The 19,497-nt window shown below is 62.2% G+C and carries 14 protein-coding genes, 1 tRNA gene and 1 pseudogene; 10 read left to right on the top strand and 6 right to left on the bottom strand.

Annotated features, from left to right (window positions below):
- Nucleotides 1-16 precede the first annotated feature (16 nt).
- Nucleotides 17-472: a hypothetical protein gene (locus ACFQO4_RS06385; protein ID WP_500260098.1), complete on the bottom strand. Its 456-nt coding sequence runs from the start codon at nucleotides 470-472 to the stop codon at nucleotides 17-19.
- Nucleotides 473-979: 507 nt separating this feature from the next.
- Between ACFQO4_RS06385 and ACFQO4_RS06380 the strand changes: the two genes are divergently transcribed.
- Nucleotides 980-1,399, top strand: coding sequence for a hypothetical protein (locus tag ACFQO4_RS06380; RefSeq protein ID WP_500260097.1), 420 nt, complete (start codon nucleotides 980-982; stop codon nucleotides 1,397-1,399).
- A gap of 22 nt (nucleotides 1,400-1,421) precedes the next feature.
- Here ACFQO4_RS06380 and ACFQO4_RS06375 read toward each other — a convergent pair whose 3' ends face one another.
- The 5 genes and pseudogenes from ACFQO4_RS06375 to hisG all read right to left on the bottom strand — a co-directional run bounded on the left by ACFQO4_RS06375 (nucleotide 1,422) and on the right by hisG (nucleotide 6,892).
- Nucleotides 1,422-2,594, bottom strand: coding sequence for a hypothetical protein (locus ACFQO4_RS06375; protein ID WP_500260096.1), 1,173 nt, complete (start codon nucleotides 2,592-2,594; stop codon nucleotides 1,422-1,424).
- 762 nt (nucleotides 2,595-3,356) lie between these two features.
- A pseudogene (locus ACFQO4_RS06370) lies at nucleotides 3,357-3,736 on the bottom strand (hypothetical protein); the annotation flags it as partial.
- Between the two features lie 396 nt (nucleotides 3,737-4,132).
- A tRNA-Arg gene (locus ACFQO4_RS06365) sits at nucleotides 4,133-4,205 on the bottom strand.
- A 45-nt stretch (nucleotides 4,206-4,250) separates the two neighbouring features.
- Nucleotides 4,251-5,933 carry an MATE family efflux transporter gene (locus tag ACFQO4_RS06360; protein WP_500260095.1) on the bottom strand — a complete coding sequence of 561 codons (1,683 nt, stop codon included), beginning with the start codon at nucleotides 5,931-5,933 and terminating at the stop codon, nucleotides 4,251-4,253.
- 104 nt (nucleotides 5,934-6,037) lie between these two features.
- Nucleotides 6,038-6,892, bottom strand: a complete 855-nt coding sequence (gene hisG, locus ACFQO4_RS06355; RefSeq protein ID WP_500260094.1) for an ATP phosphoribosyltransferase — start codon at nucleotides 6,890-6,892, stop codon at nucleotides 6,038-6,040.
- A gap of 474 nt (nucleotides 6,893-7,366) precedes the next feature.
- Here hisG and ACFQO4_RS06350 point away from each other — a divergent pair, with 474 nt between their 5' ends.
- The 9 genes from ACFQO4_RS06350 to ACFQO4_RS06310 all read left to right on the top strand — a co-directional run bounded on the left by ACFQO4_RS06350 (nucleotide 7,367) and on the right by ACFQO4_RS06310 (nucleotide 19,482).
- Complete coding sequence (locus ACFQO4_RS06350) at nucleotides 7,367-8,770, top strand: DUF8593 domain-containing protein (protein ID WP_500260093.1); 1,404 nt, start codon at nucleotides 7,367-7,369, stop codon at nucleotides 8,768-8,770.
- Nucleotides 8,771-8,958: 188 nt separating this feature from the next.
- Nucleotides 8,959-11,604: a heavy metal translocating P-type ATPase gene (locus tag ACFQO4_RS06345; RefSeq protein WP_500260092.1), complete on the top strand. Its 2,646-nt coding sequence runs from the start codon at nucleotides 8,959-8,961 to the stop codon at nucleotides 11,602-11,604.
- A 140-nt stretch (nucleotides 11,605-11,744) separates the two neighbouring features.
- Complete coding sequence (locus ACFQO4_RS06340; RefSeq protein ID WP_500260091.1) at nucleotides 11,745-13,226, top strand: aldehyde dehydrogenase family protein; 1,482 nt, start codon at nucleotides 11,745-11,747, stop codon at nucleotides 13,224-13,226.
- A gap of 188 nt (nucleotides 13,227-13,414) precedes the next feature.
- Nucleotides 13,415-14,989, top strand: coding sequence for an ABC transporter substrate-binding protein (locus ACFQO4_RS06335; protein WP_500260090.1), 1,575 nt, complete (start codon nucleotides 13,415-13,417; stop codon nucleotides 14,987-14,989).
- Between the two features lie 138 nt (nucleotides 14,990-15,127).
- The gene (locus ACFQO4_RS06330) at nucleotides 15,128-15,877 is read left to right on the top strand and encodes an SDR family NAD(P)-dependent oxidoreductase (protein WP_500260089.1); all 750 of its coding nucleotides are present in this window, start codon (nucleotides 15,128-15,130) and stop codon (nucleotides 15,875-15,877) included.
- A 2-nt stretch (nucleotides 15,878-15,879) separates the two neighbouring features.
- Nucleotides 15,880-17,145, top strand: coding sequence for an ArgE/DapE family deacylase (locus tag ACFQO4_RS06325; RefSeq protein WP_500260088.1), 1,266 nt, complete (start codon nucleotides 15,880-15,882; stop codon nucleotides 17,143-17,145).
- The gene (locus tag ACFQO4_RS06320) at nucleotides 17,138-18,100 is read left to right on the top strand and encodes a hypothetical protein (protein ID WP_500260087.1); all 963 of its coding nucleotides are present in this window, start codon (nucleotides 17,138-17,140) and stop codon (nucleotides 18,098-18,100) included. The genes ACFQO4_RS06325 and ACFQO4_RS06320 overlap by 8 nt, the downstream gene beginning before the upstream one ends.
- Nucleotides 18,097-18,882 (top strand): hypothetical protein, encoded by a 786-nt coding sequence (locus ACFQO4_RS06315; RefSeq protein WP_500260086.1) that lies wholly within the window; start codon nucleotides 18,097-18,099, stop codon nucleotides 18,880-18,882. Before ACFQO4_RS06320 ends, ACFQO4_RS06315 begins: the two co-directional genes overlap by 4 nt.
- 78 nt (nucleotides 18,883-18,960) lie before the next feature.
- Nucleotides 18,961-19,482 (top strand): Lrp/AsnC family transcriptional regulator, encoded by a 522-nt coding sequence (locus tag ACFQO4_RS06310; RefSeq protein ID WP_497902481.1) that lies wholly within the window; start codon nucleotides 18,961-18,963, stop codon nucleotides 19,480-19,482.
- Nucleotides 19,483-19,497: the final 15 nt, after the last annotated feature.

Raw genomic sequence — 19,497 nt, 5'->3', positions numbered from 1 at the left:
ATCTGATTACTGCGAATCAGTAAAGCACACTTCTTTCCTTATACTGTTGATGATTTTCGTAGATGTGATCCAGCAGATCCCACATGGACTTGTCTTCCCACTGTCTGATAGCCTCTTGTGCTGCTTCATGAATCTCAATTACTGCGGGGTTCTCAGAATTCTCTAAGAGGTTCCGTACGCTTTTCACACCAGTTGGTAATAACTGATGGTCATACCGCTCTCCGCCCCGGTAAAGCTCTTTCAGATTGATCTCAACTAAACCAAGGTCCTCGAGCCTTTCTAAGTCATCGAGCAATATCTTTGAGAATGGCCCATAATCGTACGGAACAAATTGATAAAGATCTCTATCTATCTGTTCTTGTACGAGAAATACAAGTTTCTGGAAACGAGTTCTGCCCTCTATCCGATAGTCCTCGGATTCGTATAACAGGACTAATGGGATAGTTTCCCTCAACGTAAGTGGTTGGGACATGGGCTTAGCTACCTACCTATCTTAGGATTCTCTCCCAACCCAAATAACTGTTAGGAAAATACGGGAATCCATCATACAACCCTTGTTTCGGCTGTTTCTTGTAGAACCCCACCTTCAGATGGAGATTAGCGAAAGTGACCGGACCACGTTGTTTTTTGCTTTGTTCCCTTGGCACGTTTGAGCCATGAATCCACTCGCAGCTATCCGCTCTGGTAGATAGGAGTAGCGTGAGGAATAACAATGATGTGGTCGGTTGGTCAGCTGCAAGCCCGACGTTGGCAACGACAGACTCCCTCCCGCGCTGATCGAGGATTGTCCGCTTAGAAGGTAATCTGAGTGGCCGATTCGACCTATCCTAAACACATTCGACAACCCTGGTTAGCGAGATACCACCATCGCCAACAGGGGGGAGGGGGGGGGGGGGGGGAAGACGTGGGCCCCTTGTAATTAGAGTCGTGTCTCGCCGGTACCACAACTATTCTAGGGACACAAATTAGACTGTTACCCATGGCCGCAGCAACGAATAAACAGTATACTTGTTCAGAAACCACACATTCAACAAAGCAAGTATTCATGAGAGCAGAACATGAGGATAGAATTTTAATAAATAGAGTGATCGATAATCCTCATAGTGAGAAAATCCCAAATACCGCAACAGTTCTCAAACGCGACATAACTTACTACGGCCCGAGGCTTAGGATCGAAGATTTGACAGATAATAATCAGTATCTTCTAACAGCACCTGGTCCAGAAACTGAAGCTATGCTTTGGCAAAAGGTGAACAGTAATTGGCAAAAAATAGCAGAGGTTAGTCTCAAGCTTGATGAAGCGCTTCCTAAATACGATATTTGTCCACACTGCAACGAACCTTTGTCAACAGTTGCTCACCGAAGGCGATCAGTTATTGGCGCTTGTAAAAACGATTGAAATTAGCTAAGAGGCACTGCCTTTACTCGCTACTTCTCACTTCGGCAGTTAATTGCCGAACCCTCTCAAGATCAGAATCCAACGTATACTCACCCTCGTCAAGTTCAACGAATATTTTACGGGGGTCAACCCCGCCTTCTGATTCGAGATAGAGACTGATTAGTTCAGTATTAATGAGATTCCTGAACCGGTATTTTTCATTCTGGTTTTTCGAGATCCGGTCTTGGATTCGTTCAACTGAAAGATCCGCCTCTGGGGGAAGGAAGTCGTCTAGATCACCAACCTCAACATCGACGATCGAGACTGTCTCGGCATCGAACAATCTCATTGTAATCTCGTCTTCTTCACCTTGTTTAGCCCATTCTTCGAGGACTTCTTTTGGGACGTTTGGTGCGATGTGGTTATCTCCTACGATATCGAACCCGAGCGTGTACGCGTACATTGCGTCAGCAGTTCGTCGACCGTCTTTTGCTGGACGGCTATTGTACGCGTTGACCGCGTAGATGAGACTTTCCTCACGGATACTATATCCGGTGAGGTACTGCATCATTGGATTTATGACATTATCGATCTGGGCTTTGGCCATCGGTGAGCGTCGACTGAAGTCTACGCAATATGCTCGAAGATCATTCTCTGCATACAGTTCTACGAGTACTCGTGTACAGTCCTCGCTGATTGGTGGGATTACGCCCATCACCGGTTTGCTAATCTGTAACTCTTCGATAGCCTCGAGGTACACACGCGTATTCTGGATGATGTCTGAGACATGGGACGTTTCCCGATCATCACCATCGTCTGCAGCCTTGACAAGGGGTACCATCAGTGGGACCGTGAGTATATCCCCATAGTTAGTCTGCAGTTTTGCAATTTCTTTTGCGTGTTCGAGTTCAAGGTCGGCAGTATCGTCATATTCGATGAAGGGGACCACGAACTCATTATCTCGTGCGTCCTTCAGCTGTCGTTTCAGCCCATCTGCCAAGCCGGTCCATTCACCTTGGGAATTTTCCAGAGCTGCAGCGTCTACCCTTCGATATATCTCAACGACTCCACGAGCGAATGGAGAAACCGTTTCAGATGCCCGGAGTTTGCCGGCCTGAAGAGCTTTAACTGGCGTGTTAAACTGCTTAGACTGTACATCAACCACTTTCCGTGTCGACAGCGAGTCGCCATCGAAATCAATCGTCTCAATATCCATGTGTCGGGTATGCATGATTAACGCTCATGCTCCTCGGACTAACTTTGTCCACGGCCTGCCGATTCCGCCGAACTATTTGTCGCGATCGCGCGGAAGCGGTGGATAGGGGCACGGGGACGGGCGTGTCAATCCTTAATAGACTCATAGTGGTTGGTGGCACTTAAACATCTAGCACTAGTCGGTAGGAAATCATTAATCACTCGAATACCGGACTTAAATCGGTGGGGCGGGGCTTTCGATTCAGGATTCGAAATCACCGATTCACTTATATACCAAAATCGCTCCCAACCATAGGGCCACCTATAGGGGTTAATATTAGGGCATATAGGGATGTCTCTAACTCATTAAAGGCTTGGTGAGAAAATCGTCCTCACCGTGCCCCTATCCAGCGAAGACAAAACCATGTATACATATAAAATCTTCTAAACTTTAGTTGGAGTGGGTGCAACCTCAGTTGGTTAGGTAGCTCAAGTCGATCTAAGTACTACATACATTCAGTGAAGCCAGCCCCCTATTTCGTGTGCTTCAACTGGAGATCTGCGTGCGGAGGCGGGGCGGGGGCGTTGTAATTTTTTGGCTTTGTCCCCTTGGGGATACGCCTCAAGGGGCGTTTGCGCGCAGCGCGAATCGACCCTACCAAGGCTCCGACCCGATCGTAGCGGAGCCCGACCCCTCGAGGACCGGAATACAACTGAAGTTGCACACACACATATTGATTAATATCTTAATTGCTGAAAAGAAGTCACGAAGGAGTGTCGCCACTCACGAGGGCCGCTCTACCAGTCGGGCGCGAGTCGTCCGACCGGTCGCGTTTCCGTGTCTCCCCCCAGGCGTCCGCCACAGCATCGGATTCTCGAGAACAATGCTGGGTCGTTCCCTGAGTGGCGCCACTTCTCAATCGCCTCGCGGGCGACTTCGTGGGCGCTCTCGAAGCTTGAGGCTTTCAGCGTCGACAGGATCGTGTCGAATCGGAGCCGCTTCGGTTCGCCTTCCTGGTCGAACTCGAGTTCGGCGCCGTGCTCAGCCAGCCACTTCTGGAACGGGGAGCACTCGGCGACGTGATCCGCCAGCCCCATGATATGCTGAATCCGCTCGGCGTAGCTCTCGATGCCGTACTCGGCGCTCTCAACGAGTGCACGGATTCGCGATACTTCCAGGCCCGGTAAGGACCTGGCCGTCCTCGAGGTAACCTTCGGACGGTGGGCCAAGCATCACGCTCGAAAGGGCGTCGTAGAAACCACCAGATCGCAGAAAGGAGATAACAAAACGGAATTAAAACGGACGAAGACCTCGAGCAGTTACGCGTCTCTGGTGTGTTGTGGAGGGTAGAAATCCCAGACAGAAATTGAACCCGAACCCTCACCCTTACCAAGGTCGCCCGGAACAATTATGCCCGACCCTTGTGATTTAGCTCTTAGCGAATCGCACGATGATGCCGACCCCCGTTCGAAAAACGAACGAACTCTTTCGCGCAGACAGCGCTTGGGTTATAAACGCATCGGCGCCGTCTATCGAATCTGCACCGTTCAGAACTCGAACGGGCGCGACGGGATTTGAACCCGCGACATCTTGGTCCGGAACCAAGGACTCTGTCCACTGAGCTACGCGCCCTCGTCGGTATAGATTGACTACGGCCGTATAATGTTTCTGTCGTGGCTAGTCTTCGCCTCGAGGAGCCGTCGCCTCGACTTCGGCCTCATCCTCGAGGTCCTCTTCGATCGCGTTCGCGTCGTCCACCACCTCGACGTCGTCGATGTACTTCTCCTTCCAGGTCCCGCGGGTGAACCAGGCGACCCCCACGGTGGCGCCGAGGACGTTCCCCAGGGCCATCCCGACCCAGACGCCGGTTTCGCCCCAGCCGAGGGCGGCGAGGGTGACCCCGACGCCGGGAACCGTGATCGACCAGGAGAACGCCAGCACGAGCACGCTCGCGACGCGGCCGACCCAGAGGGTGAGCATCGAGATGACCATCGCGGTCTTCGTGTTCCCGGCGCCGCGGAAGGCGCCGAGGATCACCTGTGAGACACCGATAAAGGCGAACTCGACAGAGCGGATGCGGACGTACTCGACGCCGTAGGCGATGGTCGCGGGGGCGTCGGGGACGTCGCCGAGGAAGACGCTGACGATGGGTTCGGTGAAGGCGACGGCGATCACGGCGACGACGACCATTACGCCGGCGCCGGTCGAGGCGGCGAGCCAGACCGAGCGTTCGGCGCGGTCGCTCCGGTCGGCACCGAGGTTCTGGCCGACCATGGTGTCGATGGCGCGGCCGAGCCCCATCGCGGGCAGGAAGACGAGCGAGATCAGCCGGTTGCCCAGGCCGTAGGCGGCGACCACCGGCGGCGAGAACGTGACGATCATGGCGGTGAGCGTGATCATGGCCATCGCGCTCGTGGTCTGTTCGACCGTGCTCGGCACGCCGAGGCGAACGATGTCCCCAATGATCTCGCGGTCCAGTGGGAGGTGCTCGAGGCGCACGGCCGGCCCGCTCGCGGTGGTGAAGAGGATCCACAGGCCCATCACGGTCGCGACGCCGCGGGCGGCGATCGTCGCGAGTGCGGCGCCCTGGATCCCCAGACCAGAAAAGCCGGTAAGGCCGTAGAGGGCGGCCTCGAGGCCCTCGAGGTTGAGCCAGACGAACAGGGGGTTGTCGGCGAACCCGAAGATGAAGAACGGGTCGAGCAGGACGTTGAGGAAGACGGAGACGACCATCACGAGCATCGGGGTTCGGGTGTCGCCGTAGCCGCGCATGAGCGCCGAGAAGACGAAGAAGCCGAACATGAGAGGGATGCCGAGAAAGATGACCTCCATGTAGTCTGCGGCCAGCGGAATCACCGACGCGGCGGTCTCCTGGTCGCTGGGCAGGAGCTCGAGGGCGGGGCGGGTGTAGAAGTAGCCGCCGATGCCGATGAACACCGAGAGGAGGCCGACGAACGAGAGGGTCTGGCCGGCGACGAGCCCCGCGGATCGATTCCCTTTCGCGCCGGTGTACTGGGCGACGAGAATCGCACCGGCGGTGGTGAAGCCGCCAGCGATGGCGATGAGCAAGAATATCAGCGGAAAGGCGAGGCTGATCGCGCCGACGGCCTCGGCGGAGAGCCGGCCGAGGTAGAGGGTGTCGACGACGTTGTAGGTGACCTGCAGTAGCTGGATGACGACGATGGGCCAGGCGAGGCGAAAGAGCGGTCGGACGAGGCTGCCCTCGGTGATCGAGGCGCTGGTGTCGACGGGAGTGGGGTCGGCAGGGGCGTCGTCAGGGTTGCTATCGTCCTCGACGTCCACGCCGCCGTCGACGTCCGCGGCTGGCCGGTCGCTCGAGGCGTCTGACTCGTCGCTCACTGGTTGAGGATGTGGGAGCGGGACAATGAACGTTCTGAACCTGCCGCATCGTCGCTATTTCGCGACCACGTTCGAGCGGGGATTCTCGTCCCTCGAGCGGAGCCCTACTCGACCAGCCGTTCGATCTCGGTGACCAGGATGTCGCTCGCGCCGGCGTTCTTCACTTCGGTGATGGTCTCGAACACCTCGCGTTCGTCGACGACAGCGTGGACGGCGACTGACTCGCCGCCGCCGTTGGCGATGTCCATGATCGTTGGGCCGCCCATGCCGGGGATGACTTCGCGGACGTCCTCGAGTCGGTCTCTGGGGACGTTCATCATCAGGTAGCGCTTGCCGTCGGCGGCCAGCACCGAGGAGAGCGCGGTTCGAATTTCCTGTACTTTGGGCTCCTCGAGGACGTCCTCGCGGGCGAACAGGTGGACGGAACTCGAGAGGACCTCCTCGATGACGGCGAGGCGGTTCATCTTCAGGGTCGTCCCCGTGCTCGTGATGTCGACGATGGCGTCGGCCATCTCGACGTGGGGCGTCAACTCCGTCGCGCCCGTGACCTCGACGATGGAGGGCTCGAGGCCGCGCTCGTCGAAGAACTGCCGGGTGACGGTCGGGAACTCCGTGGCGACGGTCTTGCCCGCCAGGTCCTCGACGGACGCGATGTCGCCGTCCTCGGGAGCCGCGAGCACGAGTCGACAGCGGCCGAATTCGAGGTCGAGCAGTTCCGAGACGGTGGCGACGTCGGCTTCCCGGTACTGGTCGTAGCCAGTGATCCCGAGGTCGGCCGCGCCGTCGGCGACGTACTCGGGGATGTCCGCGGCCCGGGCGAAGAGGATGGTGACCTCGGGGTCGACGGTGTCGGCGTAGAGCTTCCTGGCGGCGCCGTTCTCGAGGTGGAGGCCGGCCCGCTCGAGGAGGTCGATCGTCGGGTCGTGCAGGCGGCCCTTGTTGGGGACGGCGAGACGCATTTACGGGCTATTGGGAGCGCGGTGGGAACTGTCTTTCCATCGAAACCGCTCCGCGATTGCTCGACCCAGAAGAGGTCGCTCGTCTTGAGCCGACCGAGAAATCGCCAGCTCGATTAGTCCGATTCCGGGAATCGGCTCTCGAGTTCACTAATTACTGAAGGTAAACGAAAACTGAGTGGGAAGTGAGCCGAAGGTGTACAGTCGATTGTCGAAACCTGGAAACTAATCTACGATTGAGATTCCGCTGGATCGTCTCGGAAAATACTCGAGCGAAGCGGGCGATATAGGGTTCATCCGTTTCGAAGCAGGCACCGGTACGGCCGCTCCAGTGACTCCATTCCCCAATTCCGATCGGTAAGCGTATGTTTACCCGCTCGTAGCTGATGGCGCCCGTCAGTTACCACTTTCTAATATCAATCTGTGGGTGAAACGATCCGCCTCGCTTTACCTCCGACCGTGCATCCCGAAGGTGTTATGGACGAACCCACAGACCAACCCCAGGAGAGTCGATTGTCGGCAGACCGAGAGACGATCCGCCGCTGGGCGGACGAACACGCTGCGACGCCCGCTCGACATGAGGACGAACCGGATCGCTACCGCATCCTCCCGGAGTCCGAGACGATGGGATCCCACGAGTCGGTCGAGTGGGACGAGTTCTTCGGCCGACTGGAGGAGGGCGACCAGGTGGTAATCTACCACGGCGCGGAGGCGTCCGAACCATTCGAAGTGATCCGTCGCGACGAGGCTCTCACGCGAAGCAGCATCGATCGCGAGGACCTGAAAGAGCGCCTTCTCGAGGGCGAGACGGTGACGACGGAGATTACCGAGACCACCGTCGTCGAGAGCGTCGTCGTCGAGGAGACGAGTATCGAGAGTGAACTCGTCGACACCGAGGTGGTCGACGAGAGCGTGGTCGACGTCGAACTCCTGCAACGCGAGTGTACGGGCTGTACACTCGTCGAGGAAGGAGCGGGTGAGCATGATCACGCGGACTGGTTCGACGAGGACCGCTACTACGACGCGGTCGGTCGCATGGAGTCAGAGTCCGCGCCCGCAGACACCGAGGTAGGTTCCATCGAGTCCACTACTGACGTCCCGTACTCCGTCGAACTCGATGTCGAGGAGATGTGGTCGGTCACTCGCGAGTTCACCGAACGATTCACGGTCGAGAGCCACGTCGCGGGCACCGATGTGGTTGAAACCGACACCGTCGAGGACCGCGACATCGATATCGAGGGACTCCAGCGCACAATCGCCGAGAGCAATCTTCTCGACGTCGACGTGTCGACCGACAACGTGCTCACGGAGTACGAGATCGAATCCGAGGTGAGCGAAGACGACCGAATTCACACCTACTTCACCCGCGAACACGTCGTCGAGGATGAGGTGGTCGACCGGAAGCGCCTGTACGCCGACGTGACCGGAGGCGAACTCCTGGCGATGGAGACCGTTCACACTGAGGACATCGTTACCGAGGAATCCGGAACGATGCCGACCGGCACGACCGAGGACGGGGTCGTCGAGGGTGCTGAAGGGGAATCGATGGGGGCTACCGAAGGAGAACCGATGGGGGCCTCTGAAGGTGAATTTACGGAGGGGGCCGAGCGAGTAACCCTCTCCGACGACGAAATCGGAAAAGCGGTCGTCGACACCGCGGGCGAGGAACTCGGAATGGTTACCGACGTCGAAGACGGCGGCGAAACGATGTACGTCGATGCCCACCCGGGGATCACCGAGAAGATCAAAGCCGCGCTCGACTGGGGCAACGTCAACGACGACGACTTCCCCGTTGAGGCCAACGAAATCGAGCGCGTGACCGACGACCAGGTAGTACTCAAAGGAGCCGAGGAACTCGGGTCGGATGAGGAATCGATGTAGCCCAGTCGCGTGATTTCGCTCGCTGTGGTCTTCGAGCGGCGGATTCGTTTTCGAGACGACGAGTGGCTCGTTCACTTTCACTTCATCAATCCACCGGGAGTGGTGGTTTACAATCGAAATTCGGATGGTGGAATAACGTGTAATTGAAAGGCACAACTCGCTTGAACACGTAACCCGTAGTCTCCACCATGACGAAACGACGCGCCCACCTCGAAATCACCGGGATGTCCTGTGCGACGTGCTCGGGGACCGTCCAGGACGCTCTGAGCGATCTCAAGGGAGTCGAGGAGGCGAGTGCGAACTTCGCGACCGACGAGGGGGTCGTCGCCTACGACCCCGACGTGGTCAGCCTGGAGGAGGTCGTCGAGGCGGTGTCGAACGCGGGCTACGAGGTCGCGACCGAAACCACCTCGATTCCCGTGATGGGGATGTCCTGTGCAACCTGTTCGGGAACCGTCCAGGAGGCGACGGAGGCCCTTCCCGGGGTCGTCGCGGCGGACGTGAACTTCGCCTCGGACGAGGCCCGGATTCGCTACAACCCGTCGGACGTCTCGCTGGCCGAAATCCGACGAGCGATCGAGGAGGCGGGGTACGAACCTGCGGGCGGCGAGGACGAGGAAGACGAGGGCCAGCGCGAGCGCGCCGTCGAGCGCGAACTGGCCCGGCAGCGACGGCTGGTGATCGGGGGCGGCCTGCTCACGCTGCCGTTCGTGCCGATCATGCTCGCGATGCTCGGACTCGTGCCGCCGCTCCACGAGGTGCTCGGAATCGGCGAGGGAGTCGTCGACTGGACCGAGTTCGCCATCGCGACGGTCATGATGGCGACCCTCGGCCGCGAGTTCCTCGTTGGCGCCTATCGTGCGTTCGCGCACAACCGACGAGCGAACATGGACACCCTCGTCGCCGTCGGTACCCTCGCGGGCTACGTCTACTCGACGGCCGTGCTTACCATCGGGCTGACCGGCAACCTCTACTTCGAGGCCGTCGCGTTCATCCTCTGGTTCATCACGCTGGGCAACTGGCTCGAGGTCCGGTCGAAGGCGCGGGCGGGCAACGCCCTGCGGGAACTCCTCGAGATGGAGGCCGAAGACGCCACGGTCGTGCGGGACGGGACTGAAGTGAAGGTTCCTCTGGAGGACGTCCGGGTCGGCGACGTGCTCAAGGTCCGACCGGGCGAGCGGATTCCGACCGACGGCGTCGTCCTCGAGGGCCAGAGCGCCGTCGACGAGTCGATGTTGACCGGCGAATCCGTCCCGGTGGAGAAGAGCGAGGGCGACGACGTCGTGGGGAGCACGATCAACGAGAACGGTGTCCTGCTGGTCGAGGCGACCAAAGTCGGCTCCGAGACGGCTCTGCAACAGATCGTCGACCGGGTCAAGGAGGCCCAGTCCCGCCAGCCCGAGATCCAGCGGGTGGTCGACACGGTGAGCGCCTACTTCGTCCCGGCGGTGATCGTCAACGCCGTGGTCTGGGCAGTCCTCTGGGCGCTGTTCCCCGACGCCCTCCACGGCGCCTCGGCCTGGATCGGCTCCTGGATCCCCATCCTCGAGCCGGTCGGGGGCGGCCCGGTCGCGGGCGGCGTGCCCGTCCTCGAGTTCTCGGTCGTCGTGCTCGCCTCCGCGCTGTTGATCGCCTGTCCCTGCGCGCTCGGGTTGGCGACGCCCGCGGCGACGATGGTCGGCTCCACGTTGAGCGCGACCAACGGCGTCCTCTTCAAGGGTGGCGACGTCCTCGAGCAGGTCCGTGGGATCGACACCGTCGTCTTCGACAAGACCGGGACGCTGACCCACGGCGAGATGACGCTGACCGACGTGGTCGTCCTGGACGACGAAACGAGCGGAGTCGCAGCGGACGGCGGTACCGACTCCCGCGCCGACGGCGGCGTCCTCGAGACGCGCGAGGAATCCCTCGAGTCGTTCGTCCTGGGGGCCGCAGCGGCCGCCGAATCGGGCTCGGAACACCCCATTGGACGCGCCATCGTCGAGGGCGCCACTGAGCGCGGCGTCGAGATGGGTGACCTGGAGGACTTCGAGAACGTCCCTGGTCACGGGATTCGCGCGGAGACGGCCCGCGGGACGGTCGTGGTCGGCCGACGAAAGCTGCTCGAGGACGAGGGGATCGACCCCGAGCCAGCCGAAGAAATCCTCGAGCGCCTCGAGCGCGAGGGGAAGACCGCGATTCCGGTCGCCGTCGACGGCGCGTTGCTGGGCGTCGTCGCGGTGGCCGACGAGGTCCGCGAGAGCGCGACGGAGACCGTGGCCGCCCTGCGAGAGCGGGGAATCGGGGTCGTCATGCTGACCGGCGACAACGAGCGAACCGCTCGAGCGGTCGCGGAGCGAGTGGGCATCGAGCCCGCGAACGTTCGGGCGGGCGTCCTGCCGGAGGACAAGGCGGATCACATCGAGGATCTGCAGTCGGCCGGCGGCGACGACAGCGACGGCACGCGAGTGATGATGGTCGGCGACGGTGTCAACGACGCGCCCGCGCTCACGACGGCCCACGTCGGCGTCGCCATCGGATCCGGGACTGACGTGGCCATCGAATCGGCCGACGTGACGCTGATGCGCGACGACCCCGCCGACGTGCTCAAGGCGATTCGCATCTCGGAGGCCACCCTGAAAAAGGTTCGACAGAACCTCTTCTGGGCGTTGATCTACAACACCACGCTGGTCCCGATCGCCTCGCTCGGGTTGCTCAACCCTGCCCTGGCCGGTCTGGCGATGGCGACCTCGAGCGTGAGCGTCATGACCAACAGCCTCTCGTTTGCCGCCTACGATCCCCACGAGGACTACCGGCCGCTGGTCACGCGGCCGCTCGAGTGGATTCGGAGGTAGCGACTGGCCAAGGGACGAATATATTTTCGAATTCTCCATTCTCGGTGAACAAAGTTCTGTATTATACCCCATAACAGAACGAAAATCGGGCATCGGGTACTATTCACAGACATAATATAGCTGGGGCGTCAGTGACACACATGGGCCAGTTCACACACGCCGATCTCGAGATCGCGTCGGCGTACGACGCCTACATCGACGGCGAACGGACCCCGCCGTCCGGGGGAGACTACAGCGAACTGATCGATCCGGCGAGCGAGGAACCCTTCACCCGCGTCGCCAGCTGCACTGAGGCCGACGTCGACGACGCCGTGCGAGCGGCGCGGCGAGCCTTCGCGGAGTGGCGAGAGACGCCCCCGGACGAGCGCGGTCGACGGGTTTACGAAATGGGACGCGTCATCCGCGATCACGTCGACGAACTCGCCGCCCTCGAGAGCCTGGACCAGGGGAAGCCGCTATCGCAGGCGAGAAGCGACGTCGAGAGCGCGGCCCGCTACTTCGAGTACTACGCCGGGTTCACCGACAAACTCGAGGGCAAGAGCATCCCCCTCGGTTCCGACACCCTCGATTTCACGATTCGCGAACCCTACGGTGTGAGCGCGCAGATCACGCCGTGGAACTTCCCCGGGAATCTCTTCGCGCGCGGGACCGCCCCCGCGCTGGTCGGCGGGAACGCGGTCGTCGTCAAACCGGCGCCGAACACGCCGTTGAGCACGCTCCGGCTGGCTGAACTGTGTGCGGAGGAGGGTGTTCCCGACGGTCTCGTCAACGTCGTTCCCGGCGGCGGGGAGACGGGGGCTGCGCTCACCGGACACGAGGGCGTCGACACGATCACCTTCACCGGAAGCGTCCCGACGGGCCAGGCCATCATGCGATCGGCCGCCGAGTCGATCACGCCTGTCACGCTCGAGCTCGGGGGCAAGAACCCCGCGATCGTGTTTCCCGATGCCGACCTCGAGGCCGCGGCGGAGACGATTTCGACGGCCATCTTCACGAACGCCGGGCAGGTCTGTTCGGCCGCCGATCGGGCGCTCGTTCACGAGTCGGTCTACGACGAGTTCGTCGAACGAATCGTCGACCTCGCCGAGGAGTACGACCTCGCCCCCGGGGCCGAGGACGCCGACATGGGCCCGCTGGCCTCCGAGGAACAGTTCGAGAAGGTCACGAGCTACGTCGACCTCGGGCAACGGGAGGGCGCGACGCTCGCGGCCGGCGGCGGGACGCCGGATCGGCCCGGCTACTTCGTCGAACCGACCGTCTTCGCCGACGTCGAACCCGGGATGCGAATCGAACAGGAGGAGATTTTCGGTCCGGTCCTCTGCGTCGTTCCATTCGAAACCGAGGCCGAGGCCCTCGAAATCGCCAACGGCGTCGAGTACGGGCTGGTCTCCGGCGTCTTCACCGGGGACGTCTCGAGAGCAGGTCGACTGGCGAGGCGCCTCGAGGCGGGGAACGTCTACGTCAACGACTGGTTCGTCGACACCCAGCAGACGCCCTTCGGCGGGTACAAGCGGAGCGGAATCGGCCGCGAGAAGGGCCTGGAGGCGCTCGAATCCTACGTACAGACGAAGAACGTTGCCATTGCGCTCGAGGACGGTGGCGCCAACCTGCCGGGTGCGTGATCGTCCGGTCCTCGTACCCAGGAGAACGTCGTTCGGCGACTCCACGCAGAAGGCAGTTTTGATCGGTCGTCGGTCGAATGTGGTGTAATAAATCCGTATATTTCCTCGACGAGAGAAAAATTTCCACATTTATCATGCGAGTTATGGAAACTGTTTTATCATCGAGCGATAATAGTGATACGAGCGTCATGACTGACATTTCCACACAGGGTGCGATCGACGCGTCGCGGCGACGACTCCTCACGGCGATCGCAGCGGCTGGCGGGGTGAGTCTCGCGGGGTGTACCAGCGACGACGGGAACGGGGACGACGGGGACGGCGACGGCGGGAACGGTGGCGGCGGAACCAGCGTCTCGCTCGGCATCGGACGGGGCGCGTGGGACCTGATTCCCGCGCGCGACACCGACTTCGACTCCAACAAAGTGTACTCGCTGATCTACAACAACCTCGTGGACATCACCCCCGAGGGCGAGTACGTCTCGCAACTGGCCAGCGACTGGGAACTCGAGAGTGACACTCAGTACGTGTTCGAACTCGAGGAGGGCGTCACGTTCCACAACGGCGAGGACTTCACCGCCTCGGACGTCCAGTACACCTACGAGTGGATCGAGACCGAGGAGAACCCCCGGAAGAACTACGTCAGCGCGATCGAGGACGTCGTCGTCGAGGACGACTACACGGTTCGTTTCGACCTCGAGCACCCCCACGCCCCGTTTCTCGATAACGTCGAGAAGGTGATGTGGCCGCTCTCGGAGGCGGCCGTCACCGAACACGGCGAGGACTACAACTCGAACCCGGTCGGGACCGGGCCGTACGAACTGGTCGAGTGGAACTCGGGGCAAAACGCGATCCTTCGAAAGTACGACGACTACTGGCAGGACGACCTGCCGAACATCGACGAGATCGAGTTCCGCATCCTCCCCGACGAGTCGTCGATGATCTCCCAGCTCGAGACGGGGTCGATCCAGGCTGTCGACCAGATGTCGCCCCAGTACGTCGACCAGGTCGAGAACGCCGACGGCATCTCGGTCCTGCGAACCGAGGACGTCAGTTCCGGTCGCGTCGACTTCAACACCGACGTCGAACCGCTCGACGACCGCCGGGTCCGTCGGGCCATCGCGTGGGCGATCGACAAGGAACAGATCGTCCAGACGGTTCTGCAGGGGTACGGCGAGGCCGGAAAGTCGATCCTCCCGAGTTCCTTCGCGGCGTACAACGGCGATCTCTCGGACTTCAATCACCCGAACGGGGACCCACAACAGGCCCAGGACCTGCTCGCAGAGGCCGGTCACGAGGACCTCTCGCTCGAGATCATCAGTTCGACGACGACCCAGCACGAGCAGGCGGCGACGCTCGTCCAGAGCATGCTCGAGGACATCGGCGTCGAGGCGAGCGTGCAGACGCTAGACGGCTCGACGTTCTGGACCCGCGAGCAGGAGGGTGACTTCGAGATTGCCGTCTCTAACTGGGAGTCGTTCGCCGATCCGGACGAGTTGCTCTACCTCCACCACACCGACGGCCTCAACGTCTGGAACATCAGCAACGACGAACTGGACAGCTTGCTCGAGGAACAGCGCGAGACGACGGACCAGGAGGCCCGACAGGAACTCCTCGACGAGATCCAGCAGATCATCTACGAGGAAGTGTACTCCGTCTACACCTACTACCCCGAGCGGATCCAGGGCGTTTCGGACCGCATGGAGGGATTCGAACAGTACCCCCACGGCTCGTTCCGGTCGCTCCACGAGGCGACTTACGAGTGAGTCGGAATAACTGAACGAAATATCTTCTCGGCGAATCTCATTGAACTCTGTTCTATAATTCTTCTAAAGTCGGAACAAAGTTCCGATATCGGCCCCCGCATCCCAAAACTTCATGCCCGTTCGAACTGACCCTCGAGTATGTCTGACAGTGACAGAAGCGTCCTCGTGACCGGGGCCGGGTCGGGGATGGGCGAAGCCACCGCCCGGCGGTTCGCGGCGACGGGCGCGAACGTGCTGGTCGTCGACCTCGACGAAGACGGGGCCGCGGCGACGGTCGAGGCGATCGAGGCCGACGGGGGGACCGCCCGGAGTCACGTCGCCGACGTGTCCGAGCCGGCAGCCGTGGAAGGGATGATCGACCACGCGGTCGAGGCGTTCGGCGGCCTGGACGTGCTCCACAACAACGCCGGGATCCCGCAGGAGTCGACGCCTGTCGAGGACGTGACGGAGGAAACGTGGGACGCCACCGTCGACGTGAACCTCAAGAGCGCGTTCCTCGGGGCCAAGTACGCGGTGCCCACGCTCAGAGAGAGCGAGGCGGGCGTGATTCTCAACACCGCCTCGACCGCCGCGATTCGCCCGCGGACCGGGCTCTCGGCCTACGTCGCCTCCAAGGCAGGGATGGTCGGCCTCACGAAGCAACTGGCGTACGAGCTGGCCGAGGACGGGATTCGCGTCAACGCCATCTGTCCCGTCGCGACGGACACGCCGATGCTGCAGGACTTCGCCGCCGGCGACCTGAGCGTCGAGTCGATGCACGACACCATCCCGCTCGGGCGACTCTGCGAACCGGAAGACGTCGCCGGCGCGGCCGTCTTCCTCGCTAGCGAGGACGCCTCGATGATCACCGGCACCGCCCTCGAGGTCGACGGGGGGCGCGACATCTGACCATGACGACCCGAACTGCCATCGACGACATCGTCGAGTCGCGCCGGGAGGACGGCCTCGAGTTTCTGACTGAGTTCCTCCGGATCGACACCGAGAACCCGCCAGGGCGAAACTACCGCGAGGGAGCCGAGTTCCTCCGGGAGCAACTCGAGGCGCGCGAGTACGACGTGGACGTGATCGACGTCCCCGACCAGGTCGTCGAGGAGTACTATCCGGACCGGACCGACCACGACCGGATGAACGTCCTCGCCCGACTGGACGAGGGGCGCGACGGCCCCGACATCCACTTCACGGGCCACTACGACGTAGTCCCCGCGGGCGAAGACTGGGCCACCGATCCCTACGAGCCGACCCTCGAGGACGGGAACCTCTACGCTCGCGGGGCCAGCGACATGAAGTCCGGCATCGCCGCGAGCGTACTGGCCGTCGACGCGCTCCGGGACCTGGGGGTGCCGATCGAGGGCTCGATCACCCAGAGCATGACCGTCGACGAGGAGACCGGCGGCTTCACCGGCCTCGGCGAACTGGTCCGGGAGGGCTACCTCTCCCGGGAGAACACGGACTACTGCGTCTACACCGAGTGCTTCGACTCCTCGCGGATCTGTCTGGGCCACCGCGGCGTGTTGAAGTTCCGCGTCGTCACTCACGGCGAGAAAGCCCACGGCTGCATGGCCCACGGCGGGGAGAACGCCGTGATGGCGATGAATGACTTCCTCACCCGGATCGGCGAGTATCGCGAGACCCTCCACGGACGGACGACGGACGAACCGGTCGTCCCCGCGGCGTCGGCCCGGGCGGACGTCTCCGCGACGATGGTCGACGCAGGTTACTCCGAGAACGTGGTTCCCGACCGCTGTACGGCTACGTTCTACCGCGTGCTCGTCCCCGAGGAGAGCGTCGACGGCGCTCGCGAGGAGATCGAGGCGCTGATGTCCGAGACCGAGGCCGCGACGGGTTCGCGGGTCGGCTACGAGGAGATCATGTTCGCCGAACCCGCGCTCGTCTCGCGGGACTGTACCGTCGCCCAGACGTTCGCGCGGGAGATAGAACCCCACCACGGGCCGCCGGAGTACGTCGTTTCGCCGGGATCGGACGACCAGCGCTTCATCGTCAACGACGCCGGCATCGAGGAGTGCATCGTCTACGGGCCGGGCCTGCTCGAACAGGCCCACGTCGAGGACGAGTACGTGCCCGTCGAGGAGGTCGTCACGGCCGCGAAGGTGATGGCCGCCGCGACGGCGGACCTGATGGGGCACCTCGATGGCTGAATTGCCGTCGCCGGAAACGATCCAGGAGCGAGCGCTCGAGGTGGCCGAACGCGGTTCGAACGACCCTGGAGCGGACACGGGCCGCGACGGGCAGGACGAACGCGTCAACCTGCTCGTCGGCCCGTTCGACGGTACCGACCCGCTAGCCGACCTCGAGGTCGCGACCGACCCCGAAACCGGTGAGGGCGTCTATCGCGGACCTCAGGCGGCCCAAGCGGGGCTGCTCGCCGTCGCGGCGACGGTCGCCGGGAGCGAGGAGGCGGACGGGGAGTTGAACGCGGCCGCGGACACTACCGCGCGACTGCACTTCCCGGACGCGAACCTCACCGCGGCGGGTCCGTGGCTCGTACTCGAACCCCTCGGCGGTCGACTGTCGACCGTCGTCCGGGGCCGAGCGAGGGTGTCGGTCGACCTCGAGCGCGCGCCCGAGGCGAGCGCTACTTACCAGCGACTCGAGACCGACGAGAACCGCCTGTCTACCGTCCTCGAGGCCGCGAAGCCGTCCCATCCCTACTATCCCATCGACGACGACCGAGACGGGGTGTTCACGACTGGAATGACCACCTTCTCGCTGGCCGGCGTCGAAACCAGCGACGAACGGTTGACGGTCGTCCTCGAGGCGGCGACGACGCCGGCGACCGCGTTCGCCGAGGTCGAATCCCGGTTCGAATCCTGTCCGGGTGTCGAGGCGGTTCGCCTCGAGCGTGTCGCGGGCGTCGACCGCGCCCGACCGTCTCGAGCGACACGGACGGCCGTCGAGGGCGCCCACCGCGCGGTGCTCGGGGACTGCGCGTACGACTGGCTGGCGCCCGGATCGACCCTCGAGGCCGTGCCGACCCCCGAGAAAGTGGCGCTCGGGACCGGTGAACCGGGTGAACCGTTCGGCGCGGACGCGTTCGCGACCGGGACGCGACTCCTCGAGGAGACGCTAGCCCGTATGGAGGGATCGGCGTGAGGACGGTCGCCGAACCCGTCGAGGGCGAGTACGTTCGCGTCGAACCCCGGTCAGAGCCGGGCATCGAGGTCAACGGCATCCCGGCGAGCCTCGAGTGTGTCCGTAAGGCGGACGTGCGCGTCGACCTCGTCGAACCGGACGCCGACTACACCGGCGACGGCCGCGCGTTCGTGGTCGAACACGTCCTCGGCCCGCTGCGGCTCTGTGGCGTCACCGCTGCGTCCGTCACCGGAATCGCTGGTGAGTGGGACTTCTCCCGGCCGGAACACCGCTTCTGTTACGCGACGACGCTCGGCCCCGACGCGGTCGTGAGCCACCCCGCGGGACTCCCGAATCCCGCGCTCGCGACGGCCGTACGCGAGGTCGGCACGGAACCGATCGACGGCGAGACCCGCGCGACGCTCTCCGAGTCCGTGATCCGCGAGACCGACGACGGTTCGATCACCGTCTCGCCCGCCGAGACGGGATCCGGCGTCTCCCTCGACCTCGAGTACGACGGCGCGCGCTTCCGCGCGGACGTTCCCCACGACGGCGCTCGAGGCGACGTGATCGAGGCGATCACCACCGCGACGACGCCGTACCTCGCGCCCGACGCCGAAGTGGCCGTCACGCACGCCGCCGCCGACGTGCTCTCGGACGTGGTGGTGCTCGGCGGCCTCGAGGACGTCCGTATCGAATCGAACCTGGGCGGAGCCTACCACACCGAGACGATCGGAGTCGCGCGACGCGCCCGGGAGCAGGGTGCCGTTACCGCGCTCGAACGCCCGGCAGCGGACCGGTGACCTGTCAGATACCCGTGGAACCTATCAGATACTCGTGAAGACACACGTTTTTATGTGAGACGGCGCTCTACGTGAAGTATGTCGAACACACGCTCTCGGGGCGAGACCTTCGACCAGACGGACGTCGACCTCCTCGAGTACGTCGAGAACGACTTCGACGTCAACCTCAACGTCCTCTCGGAGGAACTTGGCCTATCTAAATCCGCGATCCACTACCGACTCGAGAAACTCAAGGACCGGGGCGTCATCCGCGGGATCACGGCCGACCTCGATCCGGTGCCGTTCGGACTGGACATGGTGGCGCTGACGGAGATTTCGGTCACCCACGAGCAAGGGTACTCCGAGGACATCGGGACCGAACTCGCGGCGATCGACGGCATCGAACAGGTCTACTACACGATGGGCGACGTGGACTTCGTAACGATCGTGCGCGTCCAGGACCGCGAACAGATGAACGAGGTCATCGACGAAATCGTCGGCATCGAGGGCGTGAAGGAAACGTCCTCGAGATTCGTCATGGACGAGATCAAGAGCACTCCGCGGGTCGTCTCGGTGATGTCTGAGGAGATGAAGCGGATCGTCCAGGACGGGGATCGCTGATCGGCGTCTCGACTC

The organism is Saliphagus sp. GCM10025334, assembly GCF_042663485.1.
GTDB lineage: Archaea > Halobacteriota > Halobacteria > Halobacteriales > Natrialbaceae > Natronosalvus.
Note: the sequence above shows the minus strand (reverse complement) of the source record. Positions and strands in the feature narration are given on the sequence as shown.

Bases quoted from the DNA above. Each gene is read 5' to 3' on its own strand.
- ACFQO4_RS06385 (WP_500260098.1), bottom strand. From the start codon at position 472: ATGTCCCAACCACTTACGTTGAGGGAAACTATCCCATTAGTCCTGTTA.
- ACFQO4_RS06380 (WP_500260097.1), top strand. From the start codon at position 980: ATGGCCGCAGCAACGAATAAACAGTATACTTGTTCAGAAACCACACAT.
- ACFQO4_RS06375 (WP_500260096.1), bottom strand. From the start codon at position 2,594: ATGGATATTGAGACGATTGATTTCGATGGCGACTCGCTGTCGACACGG.
- hisG (WP_500260094.1), bottom strand. From the start codon at position 6,892: ATGCGTCTCGCCGTCCCCAACAAGGGCCGCCTGCACGACCCGACGATC.
- ACFQO4_RS06350 (WP_500260093.1), top strand. From the start codon at position 7,367: ATGGACGAACCCACAGACCAACCCCAGGAGAGTCGATTGTCGGCAGAC.
- ACFQO4_RS06345 (WP_500260092.1), top strand. From the start codon at position 8,959: ATGACGAAACGACGCGCCCACCTCGAAATCACCGGGATGTCCTGTGCG.
- ACFQO4_RS06340 (WP_500260091.1), top strand. From the start codon at position 11,745: ATGGGCCAGTTCACACACGCCGATCTCGAGATCGCGTCGGCGTACGAC.
- ACFQO4_RS06335 (WP_500260090.1), top strand. From the start codon at position 13,415: ATGACTGACATTTCCACACAGGGTGCGATCGACGCGTCGCGGCGACGA.
- ACFQO4_RS06330 (WP_500260089.1), top strand. From the start codon at position 15,128: ATGTCTGACAGTGACAGAAGCGTCCTCGTGACCGGGGCCGGGTCGGGG.
- ACFQO4_RS06325 (WP_500260088.1), top strand. From the start codon at position 15,880: ATGACGACCCGAACTGCCATCGACGACATCGTCGAGTCGCGCCGGGAG.
- ACFQO4_RS06320 (WP_500260087.1), top strand. From the start codon at position 17,138: ATGGCTGAATTGCCGTCGCCGGAAACGATCCAGGAGCGAGCGCTCGAG.
- ACFQO4_RS06310 (WP_497902481.1), top strand. From the start codon at position 18,961: ATGTCGAACACACGCTCTCGGGGCGAGACCTTCGACCAGACGGACGTC.